At 33.6% G+C, this 16,944-nt stretch carries 16 protein-coding genes; 4 read left to right on the top strand and 12 right to left on the bottom strand.

What is annotated here, in order from left to right; all coding sequences use genetic code 11:
* Nucleotides 1–9: 9 nt before the first annotated feature.
* A complete protein-coding gene (locus tag MST30_RS04285; protein WP_243473170.1) occupies nucleotides 10–2,547 on the top strand; it encodes a TonB-dependent receptor in 2,538 nt (845 codons plus the stop codon).
* A gap of 14 nt (nucleotides 2,548–2,561) precedes the next feature.
* Entirely contained in the window at nucleotides 2,562–4,205 is a 1,644-nt protein-coding gene (locus MST30_RS04280) for a choice-of-anchor J domain-containing protein (protein WP_243473169.1), read from the top strand.
* Nucleotides 4,206–4,270: 65 nt separating this feature from the next.
* Here MST30_RS04280 and gldD read toward each other — a convergent pair whose 3' ends face one another.
* The 4 genes from gldD to mutY form a co-directional block, all read right to left on the bottom strand.
* Nucleotides 4,271–4,843, bottom strand: coding sequence for a gliding motility lipoprotein GldD (gene gldD / locus MST30_RS04275; RefSeq protein ID WP_243473168.1), 573 nt, complete (start codon nucleotides 4,841–4,843; stop codon nucleotides 4,271–4,273).
* Nucleotides 4,840–6,162: a gliding motility-associated protein GldE gene (locus MST30_RS04270; protein WP_243473167.1), complete on the bottom strand. Its 1,323-nt coding sequence runs from the start codon at nucleotides 6,160–6,162 to the stop codon at nucleotides 4,840–4,842. Before MST30_RS04270 ends, gldD begins: the two co-directional genes overlap by 4 nt.
* A gap of 16 nt (nucleotides 6,163–6,178) precedes the next feature.
* Nucleotides 6,179–6,619 carry a single-stranded DNA-binding protein gene (locus tag MST30_RS04265; RefSeq protein ID WP_243473166.1) on the bottom strand — a complete coding sequence of 147 codons (441 nt, stop codon included), beginning with the start codon at nucleotides 6,617–6,619 and terminating at the stop codon, nucleotides 6,179–6,181.
* A gap of 74 nt (nucleotides 6,620–6,693) precedes the next feature.
* Nucleotides 6,694–7,743 carry an A/G-specific adenine glycosylase gene (gene mutY / locus MST30_RS04260; RefSeq protein ID WP_243473165.1) on the bottom strand — a complete coding sequence of 350 codons (1,050 nt, stop codon included), beginning with the start codon at nucleotides 7,741–7,743 and terminating at the stop codon, nucleotides 6,694–6,696.
* A gap of 135 nt (nucleotides 7,744–7,878) precedes the next feature.
* Between mutY and MST30_RS04255 the strand changes: the two genes are divergently transcribed.
* Together MST30_RS04255 and MST30_RS04250 are read left to right on the top strand one after the other, a co-directional pair.
* Nucleotides 7,879–8,169 carry an HU family DNA-binding protein gene (locus MST30_RS04255; protein ID WP_076619727.1) on the top strand — a complete coding sequence of 97 codons (291 nt, stop codon included), beginning with the start codon at nucleotides 7,879–7,881 and terminating at the stop codon, nucleotides 8,167–8,169.
* A gap of 319 nt (nucleotides 8,170–8,488) precedes the next feature.
* Nucleotides 8,489–10,033: an Rne/Rng family ribonuclease gene (locus MST30_RS04250; protein ID WP_243473164.1), complete on the top strand. Its 1,545-nt coding sequence runs from the start codon at nucleotides 8,489–8,491 to the stop codon at nucleotides 10,031–10,033.
* 59 nt (nucleotides 10,034–10,092) lie between these two features.
* Here the strand turns inward: MST30_RS04250 and MST30_RS04245 are convergent, their stop codons facing one another.
* The 8 genes from MST30_RS04245 to MST30_RS04210 all read right to left on the bottom strand — a co-directional run bounded on the left by MST30_RS04245 (nucleotide 10,093) and on the right by MST30_RS04210 (nucleotide 16,913).
* Complete coding sequence (locus tag MST30_RS04245; protein WP_243473163.1) at nucleotides 10,093–11,373, bottom strand: DUF5686 family C-terminal domain-containing protein; 1,281 nt, start codon at nucleotides 11,371–11,373, stop codon at nucleotides 10,093–10,095.
* 115 nt (nucleotides 11,374–11,488) lie between these two features.
* Nucleotides 11,489–12,043, bottom strand: coding sequence for a ribosome recycling factor (gene frr, locus MST30_RS04240; RefSeq protein ID WP_243473162.1), 555 nt, complete (start codon nucleotides 12,041–12,043; stop codon nucleotides 11,489–11,491).
* Nucleotides 12,044–12,090: 47 nt separating this feature from the next.
* A complete protein-coding gene (gene pyrH, locus MST30_RS04235) occupies nucleotides 12,091–12,798 on the bottom strand; it encodes a UMP kinase (protein WP_243473161.1) in 708 nt (235 codons plus the stop codon).
* 125 nt (nucleotides 12,799–12,923) lie between these two features.
* A complete protein-coding gene (gene tsf / locus MST30_RS04230) occupies nucleotides 12,924–13,898 on the bottom strand; it encodes a translation elongation factor Ts (RefSeq protein WP_243473160.1) in 975 nt (324 codons plus the stop codon).
* Between the two features lie 85 nt (nucleotides 13,899–13,983).
* Nucleotides 13,984–14,748 (bottom strand): 30S ribosomal protein S2, encoded by a 765-nt coding sequence (rpsB, locus tag MST30_RS04225; RefSeq protein WP_243473159.1) that lies wholly within the window; start codon nucleotides 14,746–14,748, stop codon nucleotides 13,984–13,986.
* Nucleotides 14,749–14,954: 206 nt separating this feature from the next.
* Nucleotides 14,955–15,341: a 30S ribosomal protein S9 gene (rpsI, locus tag MST30_RS04220; protein WP_243473158.1), complete on the bottom strand. Its 387-nt coding sequence runs from the start codon at nucleotides 15,339–15,341 to the stop codon at nucleotides 14,955–14,957.
* Nucleotides 15,341–15,796: a 50S ribosomal protein L13 gene (gene rplM, locus MST30_RS04215; RefSeq protein ID WP_243473856.1), complete on the bottom strand. Its 456-nt coding sequence runs from the start codon at nucleotides 15,794–15,796 to the stop codon at nucleotides 15,341–15,343. The genes rpsI and rplM overlap by 1 nt, the downstream gene beginning before the upstream one ends.
* 160 nt (nucleotides 15,797–15,956) lie before the next feature.
* Nucleotides 15,957–16,913, bottom strand: coding sequence for an L-threonylcarbamoyladenylate synthase (locus tag MST30_RS04210; protein WP_243473157.1), 957 nt, complete (start codon nucleotides 16,911–16,913; stop codon nucleotides 15,957–15,959).
* Nucleotides 16,914–16,944: the final 31 nt, after the last annotated feature.

Raw genomic sequence — 16,944 nt, 5'->3', positions numbered from 1 at the left:
AAATTTTATATGAAAAAATTTAACCAATTTTTATTTGCGGCTGTAATGATGCTATTCACTACAGTGGCGTTTGCTCAAGCAACTATTACAGGTAAGGTAATAGAAGGCGAGTCAAGTTCACCATTACCTGGTGCTAACGTGTTAGTAAAGGGTACAACTAATGGTGCAACTACAGATTTTGATGGTAATTTTACCATTACTCCAGATTCTAGTTCAGGTGAGCTTGTAATCTCTTATGTGGGATATATTTCTCAAACTATTGCTTTTAATGGTGATGCCGATTTAGGTACTATTACTTTAGTATCTAGTGAAGTTGGTCTAGATGAAATATTGCTTGTAGCTTCTGTTGCAGTTGATAGAAAGACTCCTGTAGCGGTTTCTACAATTAAGGCTAGTGAGATTGCTTTAAAGTTAAGTACTCAAGAATTTCCAGAAATTTTAAAAGCTACACCAGGTGTTTATGCTACCAGAGCAGGTGGTGGTTATGGTGACGGTAGAATCAACTTAAGAGGTTTTGATTCTGAAAACGTTGCTGTAATGATTAATGGTGTTCCTGTAAATGATATGGAAAATGGTAGAGTATATTGGAGTAACTGGGCTGGTTTAGGAGATGTAACGTCAACTATGCAGGTTCAAAGAGGATTAGGAGCTTCTAAAGTGGCAGTGTCTTCAGTAGGTGGTACTATAAATATTATCACAAAAACTACCGATGCTGTAAAAGGTGGGAGTATTATATCTAGCGTAGCTAACAATGGTTATTTAAAATATGGAATGACTTATTCAACAGGTCTTTCAGACAAAGGATTTGCTGCTACAGTTAGTGCCTCAAAAATCGGAGGTGATGGTTATGTAGACGGAACTGAATTTTCAGGATATAACTATTTTGTTAGCTTATCTCAGCAAATAAATGATGCTCACAGATTATCTTTTACAGCCTTTGGTGCTCAACAAGAGCATGGTCAGCGTTATAACCGTTCTACAATAGCAGAGCTTCAAAGTACTGACTCAGGTCCAAGAAGAGCAAACAAAGATTGGGGATATAAAAACGGAGAGGTTTACCATCAATCATTCAACTTTTACCACAAGCCTCAAATGTCTATAAATCACTTATGGAATATAAATGATAAATCGGCTTTATCTACTGCATTGTATGCTTCTTTCGGTTCAGGTGGAGGTAGAAGAGATGAAGGTACTAAGATTGGTTCGGATGAATACAGAATAGGATCATCAGGTTTACAACCTATTGATTTCGATAGAATTGTTGAAGAGAACAGAGCTAATGGTGTAAATGGTTCAACAGATATCATATCTTCTTCTAGAAACTCTCACGAATGGTATGGAGTTTTATCTACATATAAGAATAGAGTTAATGATAACTTGACTATTTCTGGTGGTTTTGATGGTCGTTACTATGTTGGATCTCACTGGTACCAAGTTGATGATTTATTAGGAGGTCAATTCTTTTTAGATAATGAAACAGACACTTTTGCTTTCGGAAAACCATTAAAAGTTGGGGATAAGTATAATAAAGACTATGATGGTGTCGTAGTAAGATATGGACTTTTTGGTCAAGCGGAATATCAAGTTACTGATGCCTTCAATATTTTTGTAGCAGCTGATGTTTCTAACAGTAGTTACAAACAAAAAGAATATATGAACAATACTATAACTGGTAGTAGATCATCAGATGCTGTTAATTTTGTAGGATACGGTTTCAAAGGTGGTGGTAACTACAATTTAGATTCTAAAAACAATATATTTGTTAATGTAGGTTACTTCTCAAGACCTCCATTTTTAGATTCTGTATTTTTAGATGAAGATGGTATTGATGCTAACGAAGATGCAGTTAATGAGAAGGTATTTAGTGCTGAGTTAGGATATGGTTTCCGTAGTGAGAAATTAAGTGCTAATGTTAATATTTACTACACAAATTGGTTAGATAAATCTTATTCTGGATCAATAGGAACAGGTGATGATATCTTCTTTTACAATGTTTTAGGTATAGACGCATTACACCAAGGTATTGAATTGGATTTCAGATATAAAGCAACTGATGATTTAACAATTACAGGTATGGCTTCTTTAGGAGATTGGAAGTGGAAAAGTAATGTTTCTGCAATTGTTAGAGACCAGGCAGGTGAACAAGTAGGTGATCCTATAGAAGTTTATGCTGACGGAATTAAAGTGGGTGATGCAGCACAAACTACATTTGCATTAGGAGCAGATTACCAATTAGCTCCAAAATCTAATATTTATTTAGATTATAATTTTGCAGGTGATAACTATGCTTCTTATGATGTTACTAATAGAAGTAGTAGTAATACAAATGATGTTTGGAAACTTCCTGATTTTGGCTTATTTGATTTAGGTATGAGACATACATTCGAAATGGGATCATTTGAAGCTACTTTAACAGGTAAAATAAACAACGTGTTTAACACAGAATATGTTTCAGATGCTAACGATATAGATGGTACTGCTTCAACAGCACAAGTTTATTATGGTCCTGGAAGAACTTATAGTGTAGGTCTTAGAGTTAACTTTTAAAAAAAACAATTAAAATGAAAAGAATAATTTATTGCTTAGCAATTTTTGGAACAATCTTCGTAGGTTGTAATCCAATGGAAGACATCTACGATGGCTTAGATACGAGTGCTGATCCAATTATTGGTACTGATAGTTATACATTAACTAGTGATGATTACGATGCCTTAGGATTAGGTTTTGGAAGTTTTGATTCAGAACAACAAGCTAAGGATTCTATACCTCAATTGTTAGAGGAAATGTATCCATTTTGGGGTGAAGGATCTCAGGTATTAGTAGGTTATGAACTATACATAGGTTCTGCAGAAGGTGTTAGTGATTATACAAACGCTGACATATATGAGTTTACAAATTCTGATTATGCAACAACTGGAAGTGATGCTTTTGGATTCTATCCAGATGTAGATGCTACAGATGAAATACCAGCAATCTTAGATACTCAAATTGCAAGTCCAGAAGAAGGACAAATCGTTTTAGCAAAATACGATCAATACACTGAAGAGCCAGAAGTTGGTTTAGCGGATTTAGTATCTTACAACTTTGCAGGAAGTTTAGAAGGTTGGACTGTTGCTGAAGAATTTGGTGGAGATGATGTTTGGACTTCTCAATCGGGTTACGTTCAAGGTAATAGTTTCTTTGGTGGCCAAGTTGCAAATACAGAATGGTTGGTGTCTCCAACAATCGATTTAACAGGCGAAAGTGACCTTAAATTTCAAATTACTCAAGAGTTAGACTATGCTGGTGATGCATCTTTATTAAAGATATTTGTATCTACAGATTATTCAGGTGATGTTTTAGCTGCTACTTGGGACGAAATTATATTAGCAAATCCTGCTACAGGAGATATGGCATCTTCAGAAGATTACGATTTTTCTGCTTACGATGGTCAAGTTATCAATGTTGCTTTTAGATATGAATCTTCAGATACTGACGCTGCAAGATGGAGAATTGAAAGCTTAAAAATTAAGACATTAGGTGCTACAGGTGATACAAACTCAAAAGGTGAGTACTTTATGTATTCAGGAGGTGCTTGGGAAGCTGTTGAAGGAGTTTATTACTTGAGTTCAGATGATTTTGACTCTATGGGTGAAGGATCTGGTCAACCAGGACAATATAACAATTTCGGAAGTTCAATACCACCAGACAACTATTTACCAACATTCTTAGAGTTAACATTCCCTTATGCTCAAGAAGAGGATGAATTGTTAGTAATTTATGATTATTACTCAAGTTCAAGTGGAGCTCAAATAAGAGGTAATTCTTATACATATATGAATGGAGTATGGTCAGGTCATGAGAGTGTAATTTCTACAACGTTACAATTTGGATTCGAAGACGGTGTTTGGGTACCAGATAACACTATTAGATACACGATGGGTCCTGATGATTATGCGGCTATAGTTGCTGCATTAAGTTCTGATTATCCTGAAGCTACAACGAGTATGGATAATTATGGAAATATGGATAGAAGATCCGGGAATCCAGCAGAATGGACGAATCCTATGGTTCTTGAAGCTATAAATATTGTTTTAGATGCTTTAGATCCTTCAGCAGAAGAAGAGCAAAAATATATTGTTACTATAGATATCTATAATGGTAGTAATGGTACTGAAGATTTTGCTGTAATAAAGATGGGCGGTGAATGGGTTTACCAAGAGTAACTAATCACTTCACAGTAATAAAAAAAGCAGCCAATCGGCTGCTTTTTTTATTACTAAACTTTAGATTAATTTTCTTTCCACTTTATAGATTCCATTAAGCGTTTAATATCTTTCTTAAGATATTCTGAAGCTGGATAAATAGAATCATAATTTGGTTTTGCATAGAAATACAAAGAACCACTCAAAAAGTGCTTTGTGCTATCTGTAACATAGAATTGAGATTGAGAAGCAGCATCACCACCTACTTCATATAACATACCATAAACTTTGTCTTTAGGGTTTTCAAAAGGTTTGTAAGTTATCTCATCTGCTTTAATAGTATGCTTTTGCGTAAGGTTTTGTGCATCGCGCAGAAGACTGTCTAAATTATCATTATCTACTTCTTTATAGCTTAGATAGATGGTTGCCTTTAAGGAAGGGTATTTTACGTTTAATCCTTTTGTTTCACCAGAAGATTTTACTTTAGATGTAGATGCTAGCAATTCATTTTCTTCGAAAGTAAAAGGTAGTGATGAAGCCACTTTTTTATATTCAGCCTCAGGATATTCTAAGCGTAAATAACCTTTAGGTTTTGGTAATGGGTCGTTGCCACAACCTAACATAAAAAGACTTATTATTGGTAATACGATACGTTTCATTTATTGGTGTTAAGCAAGGTGAGTTTAATTTGTTTTATACGTTTACGCTCCAAGGCTTCAATAGTAAAAACGTAATTTTTGAAATTTATTTTACTTCCAACTCTAGGAAAACCTCCAGAAATTTCTAAAACAAAACCAGCAAGTGTTTCGGCTTCACCTTTTCTGCTTTCATAATCTTCAGCTTCATTATCTTCAAAATCAAGGATTTTATATACGTCCTTTAAAGGAGTTTTACCTTCAAAACTATAGTTATTGTCGTCTAGTTTTGTATAAACCAAATCTTCATCATCATATTCATCACTAATATCTCCTACAATTTCTTCAATAATATCTTCTAAAGACACCAAACCAGAAGTGCCTCCGTATTCATCTACAACTACTGCTAAGTGCACTTTCTTTGTTTGAAACTCGACCATTAGATCATCTAGTTTTTTGTTTTCAGGAACAAAAAACGGTTCTCTAAGTAAGGTTGTCCATTTAAATTGCTTCTTGTTGAGATGAGGCAAAAGATCCTTAACATACAAAACACCTTTAACATCATCTATACTTTCTTCGTAAACAGGAATCCTAGAATAGCCGTTATCTACAATTTCTTGTATAATGGTTTCAAAAGGTGTATCAATATTAAGTGCAAACAAGTCCATTCGTGGGCGCATTACTTGTTTGGTATCTGTATTTCCAAAAGATACAATACCTTGTAATAACTTTTGTTCTTCTTGTGTTGTGTCTTCATCGTTAGTGAGCTCTAATGCTTGAGACAGCTGGTCTACACTTAGATTAGAACGTTGCTTGCCAAAGCGTTCCTGAATTTTAAGTGTAGTGTAACGCATAGGAAGGCTTATTGGAGAAAATATGACATCCAAAACCTTTAAAGGTCTTGCCATAAAAGAAGCAAATTTCACGCTATTTCTACTTGCGTATATCTTCGGAATAATTTCGCCAAATAATAAAATGAGGAAAGTAGCAGAAACAACTTCTAGTAAAAATCTAATAATAGGGTTTATAATGTCCTTAAAAAGTGTTTCTCCTATAAATGCAAATAGCAAAACAATAGCAATATTTATAAAGTTATTAGCAACAAGGATGGTTGCTAAAAGCTTTTTTGGTCGCTCTAGTAATGATGCAATAATTTGCATTGCTGAGGAGTTCTCCTCAATACCTTTATCAATATTAGATTTGGTTAATGAAAACAGTGCCACTTCTGCACCCGAAATAAGGGCAGAACATACTAATAGTATAAGAAGTAAAATGATACTAGTTATAAAAGACGTATTGGTAACTAATAAATTTGAAAGTAAAACCGAGGGTTCTGGGTCCAAAATAAAACTAATTTAATTAAAATGGTAAATCGTCATCCTCTTCAGGTACTACACTGTTTTGAGTAGATTGCTGAGGTTGAGTTGATTGTTGTGCGGCTGGCGATTGTACTTGCTGTTCATTTTTGTTGGTTAAAAAAGTAAAATCGGTACATTGTATCTCTGTAGAATAACGTTCCATTCCTTTGTCATCAGTCCATTTTCTGGTTTTAATGCGTCCTTCTATATAAACTTTATCACCTTTAGTGAGGTATTTTTCACAAATCTCTGCTGCTTTGTTTCGTACCACAATATTATGCCACTCGGTGTTTGTTACACGCTCATTGGTGGTTTTGTTAGTGTAAGTTTCGTTAGTGGCCAAAGGAAAACGACCAACACAATTTTTGTCATCAAAATAATGCATTTTTACCTCATCTCCTAAATGCCCAATTAGCATTACTTTATTCAATGTTCCTGACATATTAAAATGGTTTTAGCTTGCAAAGTTACTTAATTTGTAATCGCACATTTAAAATTAAGAAAAAAATGTGATTCTTATAAATCTTTGAATTTAAATGCTTCAATAAAGTCGCTGATTAACACTGGAACAGGAAATGTTTTTATGTCTTTAATTGATGTAGCATTTTTTGGTAGCTCATCTGTTTCGATAATCCAGAATTTGGTATGAAGATGTTGGTGCGATAGTTTGTGAATTTTATCTTCTATATTATATAAGGAGTGGTCAAACTCTAGATTGCTTAATAAAGTATCTTTTAAATTGAGTAAATGAAACTCATCAGAAGACAGGCTCTTATCAGATTCAATTAATGGAAATTGATACAAATTCTGCCAAATACCTTTTGAGGTTCTTTTTTCTAGAATGGTTTTATTGTTGTTGTCTATGCAAACCAAAAAGTTGAAGAACTTAGTTTTTACTTTAGTTTTCTTCAATTTTACAGGTAAAACATCAATTAAATTCTTTTTAAGAGCAATACAGCTTTCATTTAAAGGACAAACATTGCAGTCAGGGTTTTTTGGTTTGCATTGTGTAGCGCCAAACTCCATAATAGCTTGGTTAAACAATGCTGGTTGCTCTCTATCAATAATTGAAGAAGCTAGTTTTTTAAATTCCTTAATGCCACTAGTAGAGTTTATAGGAGTTTTAATCCCAAAGTAACGAGACAGAACTCTATATACATTACCATCTACTACAGCAGCAACTTCGTTAAAAGCTATTGAAGCTATAGCACTTGCTGTGTAATCGCCAACACCTTTAAGTTTTAATAAGTCTTTATAATTATCAGGAAATTTACCATTAAGTTCAAAAGCGACATATTTGGCTGTAGTATGAAGGTTCCTTGCTCTTGAGTAGTAACCAAGACCTTGCCATAATTTTAAAACTTCTTCTTCTGAGGCATTTGCAAGATCAAAAACAGTGGGATATTGCTTAATAAAAGCATCATAATAAGGTAATCCTTGCTTAACTTGTGTTTGTTGTAAAATTATTTCTGAGAGCCAAATATGGTATGGATTTTTGGTATTTCGCCAAGGCAAATCTCTTTTGTTAATTGAATACCAGTAAGTTAGTTTTTTTTTGAAATCCATTGAAATTTTAAATACTAAAGCAAAATTAAATCTTTATTACGTTAAATTTTAATTAATTACGCTTGAAATATTGAAATTAAATTACCTATATTTGCATCCCTTAAGATTTTAATAGTAACCCTAAAACTAATAACAATGACAAAAGCCGATTTAGTAGCTAAGATATCTGATAAGTTAGGTATGGAGAAAGGTGACGTACAAGCTACGGTAGAAACTTTTATGGAAGAAGTAAAATCATCTCTAGAGAGTGGTGATAATGTATATTTAAGAGGTTTCGGAAGTTTCATAATCAAAACAAGAGCTGAGAAAACAGGTCGTAACATTTCAAAAAATACTACGATTAAGATTCCTGCTCACAACATACCAGCTTTTAAACCAGCTAAAGTATTTTTAGAAGGTGTAAAATCTAATGTTGAAGTTAACTAAAGACATTAAAAAAAAATATTAATTTAAAAAGCATTATTCATTATGCCAAGTGGTAAAAAAAGAAAAAGACACAAGGTAGCGACGCATAAGCGTAAAAAACGTAGACGCGCTAATCGTCACAAAAAGAAATAAGCTGGAAAAAAGTAGTTTTTAGACTACTTTTTTCAGTTTTAACAAGCGTTCTTTGATATAAAATTAGATGTATGTAATAGAGTACATCTTAATTTGTTTGGATTATCCGATAATTTATCGGAATCCTGTGTCAAATAATTTAGTAAAATCCATTCCGACGTTTACTGTCGGAATATAAATTAACATTATGAACAAAGAATTAATCGTAAGATCGAGTTCAGATATTGTTGATTTTGCCTTATTAAAGGATGGAAAACTTATTGAATTACACAAAGATGAAGAGGATAACAACTTTGCAGTAGGCGATATTTTTATCGCCAAAATCCGTAAAGTAATTCCAGGATTAAATGCAGCTTTCGTTAACGTAGGCTACGAAAAAGATGGTTTTTTACACTATCATGATCTTGGACCAAAATTACCTTCACTTTTAAAATTCATTAAGCGTGTAAGCACAGGAAAATTAAGAGATTATAGTCTCAAAGACTTTCCGTTTGAAAAAGATTTAGACAAAAATGGCAGTATTGCCAATGCGCTTAAATCTAATCAATCAATTTTAGTACAAGTAGTAAAAGAACCAATTTCTACAAAAGGACCTCGCATTAGTTCAGAATTGTCTATTGCAGGTAGATACATTGTTTTGGTGCCTTTTTCTAATCGAATTTCAATTTCTCAAAAAATTGAATCACAAGAAGAAAAAGATCGCTTAAAACGATTGGTAAAAAGTATCACTCCAAAAGGATTTGGTGTTATTATCCGTACTGTAGCAGAAGGCAAAAAAGTTGCCGAGCTAGATAGTGATTTACAGAATTTGCTGGCAAGATGGACAGCAATGTGTAAAAAGTTGTACAAAGCACATCACCCAACAAAAGTTTTGGGAGAAATGAATAAAGCATCCTCTATTCTTAGAGATATCTTTAATGATTCATTCTCTGGTATTGTTGTAGATGACGAAGAATTGTACATACAAGTAAAAGATTACGTGCAAAAAATTGCACCAAAAAAAGAGTCTATTGTAAAGTACTATAAAAATGGTATTCCGGTTTTTGAAAAATATGGCATAGAACGCCAAATAAAAACATCGTTTGGAAAAACCGTTTCTATGGCTAAAGGAGCTTATCTTGTAATAGAACATACCGAAGCTATGCATGTTATAGATGTAAATAGTGGTAACCGTTCTAACAAAGAAAAAAGCCAAGAAGACACAGCCTTAGAGGTAAATTTAATTTCTGCAACCGAAATTGCCCGTCAATTACGCCTCCGCGATATGGGAGGAATCATTGTAGTTGATTTTATAGATATGGGCAGAGCAGAAAACCGAAAACAACTTTACAATCATCTCCGCGAAGAGATGAAAGATGACAAAGCAAAGCATAAAATATTGCCGCCGAGTAAGTTTGGTTTAGTGCAAATTACCAGACAGCGCGTTAGGCCAGAACGCAATATTAAAACAAAAGAAGAAAATCCTAATCTCATAGGTGGAGATGAAATAGAAGCACCAATTAAAGTTGTGCAACGTATTAAGCAAGACCTAGAAAGGATTATTAAAAAAGACTATAAAAAGATAACCTTAAATGCACATCCTTTTATAGCAGCCTTTTTAACCAAAGGCTATCCATCTGTACGTACAAAGTGGTTCTTTGAACACAAAAAATGGGTAAAAATTATACCCAGAGATGCTTACACATATCTTGAATATCATTTTTTTGATAAAGATGGTAACAAAATCAATTAATATCTATTAAAAGAGCCCTTCCAGAATTTGGAAGGGCTTTTTGTTTTTATATACTAAACTTATATTGAGATATTAAAAGTAAACTTAAAAGCAATATTATCTTCAAATTTAGGAAGATGATATGCACCATAACGGTAGGCAAAACTCAATCCAAAACCAAGTAGTAGTTTATTGATTTCGAAACCAGATTCAGAATAAAGATGATTAAGTGTATTAAAACTAACACCTTGGTGTCTGCTAATACTTTTCATATCTCCAAGCGCATACCTAGATATAAGGACTAATTGTGGCTTAAAACGTTCAGAAATCTTAAAAGGTCTAAAGAAATGCTTTAGCTGTAAGGTTGAGAATTTATCACTAAAAAACTCATTAAAATACATAGTCTCAAAACTATTAAGACCAGCCACAGAAAAGCGTTGCAATATGGTTTCTTTAGTAATATTGTTTGGGTAGGCGTGATATAATTGAGTAAGAGGTGTTTCACCACCAGCAATACCTGCTACTAAGATAATGTTTGTTTTAGAATCGTTACTATGAGTGAATTGTTGAATGGTTCTAAAGTCTAGTTTTGAAAAATTAAAATCACTACCTAAAACAGATTTAAACCCTTGTGTAAATTGAAGTGTAAACTTAGGAAAACCGTCTTTTGTAACCGCAATTTGATCGTCTTTTAGCTCAAACCTACTAAAAGGGCTCCATTGTAAACTTAATTTTACTGTGCTTAAATCAAACGTATTGTATGATGCGTTATCTAAGATAAAATTGTAGTTATACGTGGGATTGATTTTGCTTGTTGAGAATTGAGTTTCAGACAATAAGTGGTTAGATATTTTATGTTGTATTCCTATAGATTTTGTAATGTGTCTATGGAATAAGTTGATGTTTAAAAGTCTTGGCTCAAAAAAAGTAAAGAAACGTTTATCAGTTAAAAAATTAGAGCTTCCTGTTTCCTTAAGGTCATCTGTATAAGATAAGTTTACCCAAGTGTTTGAAGATTTGTTCACTCTAAAGCCACCACCTATACTATATTTATAGCGTTCGTCCTTAAAACCATAAACTGCATAGCCATTTATACGATAGCGATCAGAAAAACGCTCGTTTGTAATGCCTCCTAAACCTGTCCTAAAACCTTCATATTGATTAAACTTTATGAGGTATCTTAAGTCTAAATCAAAGAAGCCTATAGGTAAAAAGCCATTGCCAATATTCTTAAGGAATTCAGCTTTTTTTATAGAATCTCTAGCTATTTTAGTAGAATCAGTCTTTTTAGAAATAGGGTTTTGAGCCAGGCTAAATGTTGCAAGACAAATAAATAGAATAGCAAGAGATTGCTTTAGCATGTATATGGATTAATATTAAAAGCTAAATAAAAACACTTCGCTCCTAATCTAAAACTTGTTTCAGATTGTTTTTGTCTTAACTAAAAACACATTAAAAAGGAGAGAAGAAGTTTTATTAAACAGTCATTATCTCACCTTCTTTAACATCAAGGATTTTATCTATCTTCTTAACGTAAGAATCTGTAAGTTCTTGTATGTCTATTTCTGCATTTTTTTGTAAATCTTCAGAAACATCAGCTTTTTTAATATCGTTCATGGCATCTTTTCGTGCATTTCTAACACCTACCTTAGCATCTTCGGCTTCAGCTTTGGCTTGCTTTGCTAAATCCTTTCTTCGTTCCTCTGTTAATGGTGGAACGTTAATAATAATTGTTTCTCCATTATTCATTGGGTTAAAGCCTAAGTTAGCTAACATAATACCACGCTCAATTTCCTGAAGCATACTTTTTTCCCATGGTTGAACAGAGATTGTTCTACCGTCTGGAGTATTAACATTGGCAACTTGATTTAGTGGTGTTTGAGAGCCATAATAGTCTACCATAACACTTCCTAACATTGCAGGACTGGCCTTACCAGCTCTAATATTAACCAATTGTTTCTCTAAATGCTTTATAGCATTGTCCATTGCTTCTTTTGTAGAATCTATAATAAATTGAATGTCTTCGTTCATAATGTTAAAAAATTTTAATTGCGAGTTATCAAAAGTTGAGCCAAAAATTATAAGTTAACTTCTGTTCCTATGGTCTCACCAGAAACTACTTTTAATAAGTTTCCTTTTTTATTCATATCAAACACTATAATAGGCAATTTATTTTCCTGACTTAGTGTAAATGCTGTTGTATCCATAACCTTTAGTCCTTTTCTAAGAACATCATCAAAAGTAATATGGTCAAATTTAACTGCCGAGCTATCTTTTTCTGGATCTGCAGTATAAATACCGTCAACACGAGTTCCTTTTAAAATAACATCAGCTTCAATCTCAATAGCTCTTAAAACAGCAGCTGAGTCTGTTGTAAAATAAGGGTTACCAGTTCCTCCTCCAAAAATAACTACACGTCCTTTTTCTAAATGACGCATAGCTTTACGTCTTATAAATGGCTCAGCAACCTCGTTTATTTTAATAGCCGTTTGAAGTCTGGTTGGTATACCAGCATCTTCTAAAGCACTTTGCAATGCTAATCCGTTAATTACGGTTGCTAACATACCCATATGATCGCCTTGTACACGATCCATCCCATTACTAGCGCCAGCAACACCTCTAAAGATATTACCACCACCAATAACAATGGCTACTTCAACACCTAAGTCGGTAATTACTTTGATGTCATGTGCATATTCTGCTAAACGTTGAGGATCTATACCATATTGGCGATCTCCCATTAAGGCCTCACCAGATAATTTTAGTAAAATTCTTTTGTATTTCATGGTTATTTTGAAAGTTGAACAAAGCTACATAATTATTAGCATCTGTAAAAGAGAAAAAAATGTCAAAAAAAAGCCTTTCATTATTTGAAAGGCTTTTTAGTTTTTATAATAGTTTGAATATATAATTATCCAACTGAAGCACGTTTAAAACCAGTTACTTCAACGTCACCAAATGTTTTAACGTATTCAGCAACAGTTTGCTTATCATCTTTAATGAATTTCTGATCTAATAAACATTGCTCTTGGTCTAGAGTTGTGTTATCAGAAATGAAACGCTCCATTTTACCAGGTAAGATTCTGTCCCAGATTTGCTCAGGCTTACCTTCAGCTTTTAATTCCGCTTTAGCATCTTCTTCAGCTTGCGCTAAAACTTCAGGTGTTAATTGCGCCATAGAGATATATTTAGGTACATTCTTTAATGTTTTACCTAAACGTGCTAATTCTTCATTATCTTTTTCGATTACTGCAATACGAGCCTCAGTTTCTGAAGCTACATAAGCAGGATCAAAATCTTTGTAAGATAATGTAGTTGCTCCCATAGAAGCTACTTGCATTGCGATATCTTTAACTAAAGTATCAGCGTTATCTACTTTTGCAGATAAACCTACTAACGCAGCAATTTTGTTAATATGAACATACTGCCCTACAAAAGGTGCATCTAATTTTTCAAAAGCAGTGATATCTAATTTTTCACCAATAACACCAGTTTGCTCAACTAATTTTTCAGCAACAGTCATTCCACCAAAATCAGAAGCTAAAAAGTCTTCTTTAGAGTCAAAATTTAAAGCAGCATCAGCTAAATCATTAGCTAATTTTACGAAATTTTCGTTTTTACCTACGAAGTCAGTTTCGCAACCTAAAACGATAGCAACACCAGACGTGTTATCTGCATTTATTTTAGCAACAGCAGCACCTTCAGAAGAATCTCTGTCAGCTCTTTTTTCTGCAACTTTTTGTCCTTTTTTACGTAATACTTCAATGGCTTTATCAAAATCACCACCAGCTTCAACTAAAGCTTTTTTACAATCCATCATACCAGCACCAGTTGCCTGTCTTAGCTTGTTTACTTCTGCTGCTGTAATTTTTACAGTATTTTCCATAGTGTTTAATTTAAAAAAGTCGAATAATTAATGTTCTGCGAAGAAACGAATTAAACGACTTTTATATATTTTCTAAATGTTATTTTTATTCTTCTTCTTGGTCTGCTACTTTAGCTTTTGCAGCTTTTTTAGCTTTTCCGCTATCTTTATCAGCACGCTCAGCTTTTCTTTCGTTTAATCCGTCTTCAATTGCAGATGAAACAATAGATAAAACTTTGTTGATTGATTTTGAAGCATCATCGTTTGCAGGGATAACATAATCTACCTGACGTGGGTCAGAGTTAGTATCTACCATTGCAAAGATTGGAATGTTTAATTTTTGAGCTTCTTTGATTGCAATATGCTCTCTTAAAGTATCTACAACAAATAAAGCACCTGGTAAACGTGTCATGTCAGAAATAGAACCTAAGTTCTTTTCTAATTTTGCACGTTGACGATCTATTTGTAATTTTTCTCTTTTTGATAATGACTCAAAAGTACCGTCTTTTTTCATACGATCAATTGAAGACATTTTCTTAACAGCTTTACGGATTGTTACAAAGTTAGTAAGCATTCCACCTGGCCAACGCTCAGTAATGTAAGGTTGGTTTACAGCACCTGCTTTTTCAGCAACGATGTCTTTAGCTTGTTTTTTAGTTGCTACGAATAAGATTTTTTTACCTGATGCAGCAATTTTGCTTAATGCAGCACAAGTTTCGTCAATCTTTGCAGCTGTTTTGTAAAGGTTGATAATGTGAATACCATTACGCTCCATGTAGATATAAGGAGCCATGTTTGGATTCCACTTACGTGTTAGGTGACCGAAATGTACACCTGCGTCTAGTAGTTCTTTTACTTCTACTTTTTCCATTTTTGTGATAGTTTACGTTCTGTTGAATTAGCAATGACTAAGTGGTTTTTTAGCCTTAATCATTTAGATGCTAAACTAAATCCTGACCATTAGGTCATGGACAACAATAACTGGTTTATAATTTGCTGCACTATGCAGCGGGTTTCAATAAAATAAAATAATCCAGAACTTGATAAGTCAAGTTCTGAATTAAGTGTTGTTGGATATTAACGTTTAGAGAACTGGAATTTCTTACGCGCTTTCTTCTGACCGAATTTCTTACGCTCTACCATTCTTGGATCTCTTGTTAATAGACCTTCTGGCTTTAATATTGCTCTGTTTTCAGCATCAAGTTCGCACATTGCACGAGATAATGCTAAACGTATAGCTTCCGCCTGGCCAGTGATACCACCTCCATATACGTTTACAGTAATATCAAAGTTGCCATCATTGTTAGTCATAGCAATAGGTTGGTTTACTTTATACTGTAAAGTTCCAGTAGTAAAATAATCCGCCATGTCTTTTTTGTTCACCGTAATGTTACCTTTTCCTGGGGCAACGTATACACGGGCAACAGCCGTCTTTCTACGGCCAATTTTGTGAATTACTTCCATTAGTTAAATTCGTTTAAATTAATTGTTTTTGGCTTTTGAGCTTCGTGAGCATGCTCAGCACCAGCAACAACAGTTAAGTTTCTAAAAAGAGTAGCACCTAATTTGTTTTTAGGTAACATTCCTTTTACTGACTTTTCTACTAATCTGGTTGGGTCTTTCTCAAACATCTCAGTAGCAGTCAAGCTTCTTTGACCACCTGGATAACCTGTGTGACGGATATAACTTTTATCAGTCCATTTGTTACCAGTTAAGTTGATTTTTTCAGCGTTTACAACAATTACGTTGTCACCGCAATCAACGTGTGGCGTAAAGTTAGGTTTGTGCTTACCTCTTAAAAGTACTGCTACTTTTGAAGCTAAGCGACCTAAAGTTTGTCCTTCAGCATCAACTAAAACCCACTCCTTATTAACGGTAGCTTTGTTAGCAGAAACTGTTTTGTAGCTTAATGTATCCACACTAATTTGATTTATTATTGTACCCAAGGGCACAAAAGATTAAACATTCCTCTTCCGAAAAAGAGTTTGCAAATTTACGACAAACAATTGGATTGGCAAACTCTAATCAAATGTTTTTTTATGTTGAAAATCAGGTGATTTAAAATGATTGAAGTTAGATTTACTTTGTCGCTCTTGTAAGTCTATCATTAATAGATTTACCTAAGCCATAATCAGGAAGTCGTTCTGCAATGATAAGGTCTAAGTCTTGTTGGTCTAATTGATGTAAAGCATCATACAATTTTGAAGCGGCTTCTTCTAGATTTTTACCTTCTGATAGCACAATTTTAAAATGAATAGCATCATCGTTCCAAATATCATTATAGGTTAAAAGTCCTATACGCAGATTTTTGTTTTCCTCAACAGCTTCTTTAAGATGACTGGTAAGAATGGTTTTGGTTTTTGGCGCATAATGGCGTTCTAACATTCCTGGCGCATCAGGTGCAACTTCTTTTTTGTTTTTAATTTCAATAGCTCCAACTACAGCTTCAATAGCTTCTATAGAAGTAGAGCCTAGTCTATAAATTATAGGTTCACCATTTTCAAAACCAATAATTGTAGACTCAATGCCACTTTTACAAGCTCCTCCATCTAAAACCATTTTTATTTTATCCTTAAAATAGTTTTCTACATGCTCAGCTTTTGTTGGGCTTATTCGGTTAAATGGATTTGCACTTGGTGCAGCAAGTGGAAAATTTAATTGATTTAAAAGTTCCAAAGTAGTTGGGTGATTAGGAATTCTAACAGCAACTGTATCTTTTCCACCAGTAATTAAATCTGGGATTATAGATTTCTTTTTTAAAACTAAAGTTATTGGTCCAGGCCAAAAAGCCTCAGCCAAGAGTTTTGCCTTTTCAGGAACTTCTTCAACAATAGTTTCTAGATAATCTATATTAGGAATATGAACAATCAACGGATTAAAAAACGGACGCTCTTTAGTTTCAAAAATAGCCTTAACCGCTTTTTCTGAAAAGATATTACCAGCCAAACCATAAACCGTTTCGGTTGGTATAGCAACAAGCTCTTCATTATTAAGAAGTTTTACGGCTTTTGATAGGTCTGTTGAAATGATGCTCATAACAGGTTTAAAATGCAATATTACTTCAAAA

It is taken from the genome of Winogradskyella sp. MH6 (genome assembly GCF_022810765.1).
Taxonomy (GTDB): domain Bacteria; phylum Bacteroidota; class Bacteroidia; order Flavobacteriales; family Flavobacteriaceae; genus Winogradskyella.
This window is presented reverse-complemented; position numbering and strand designations above follow the sequence as displayed.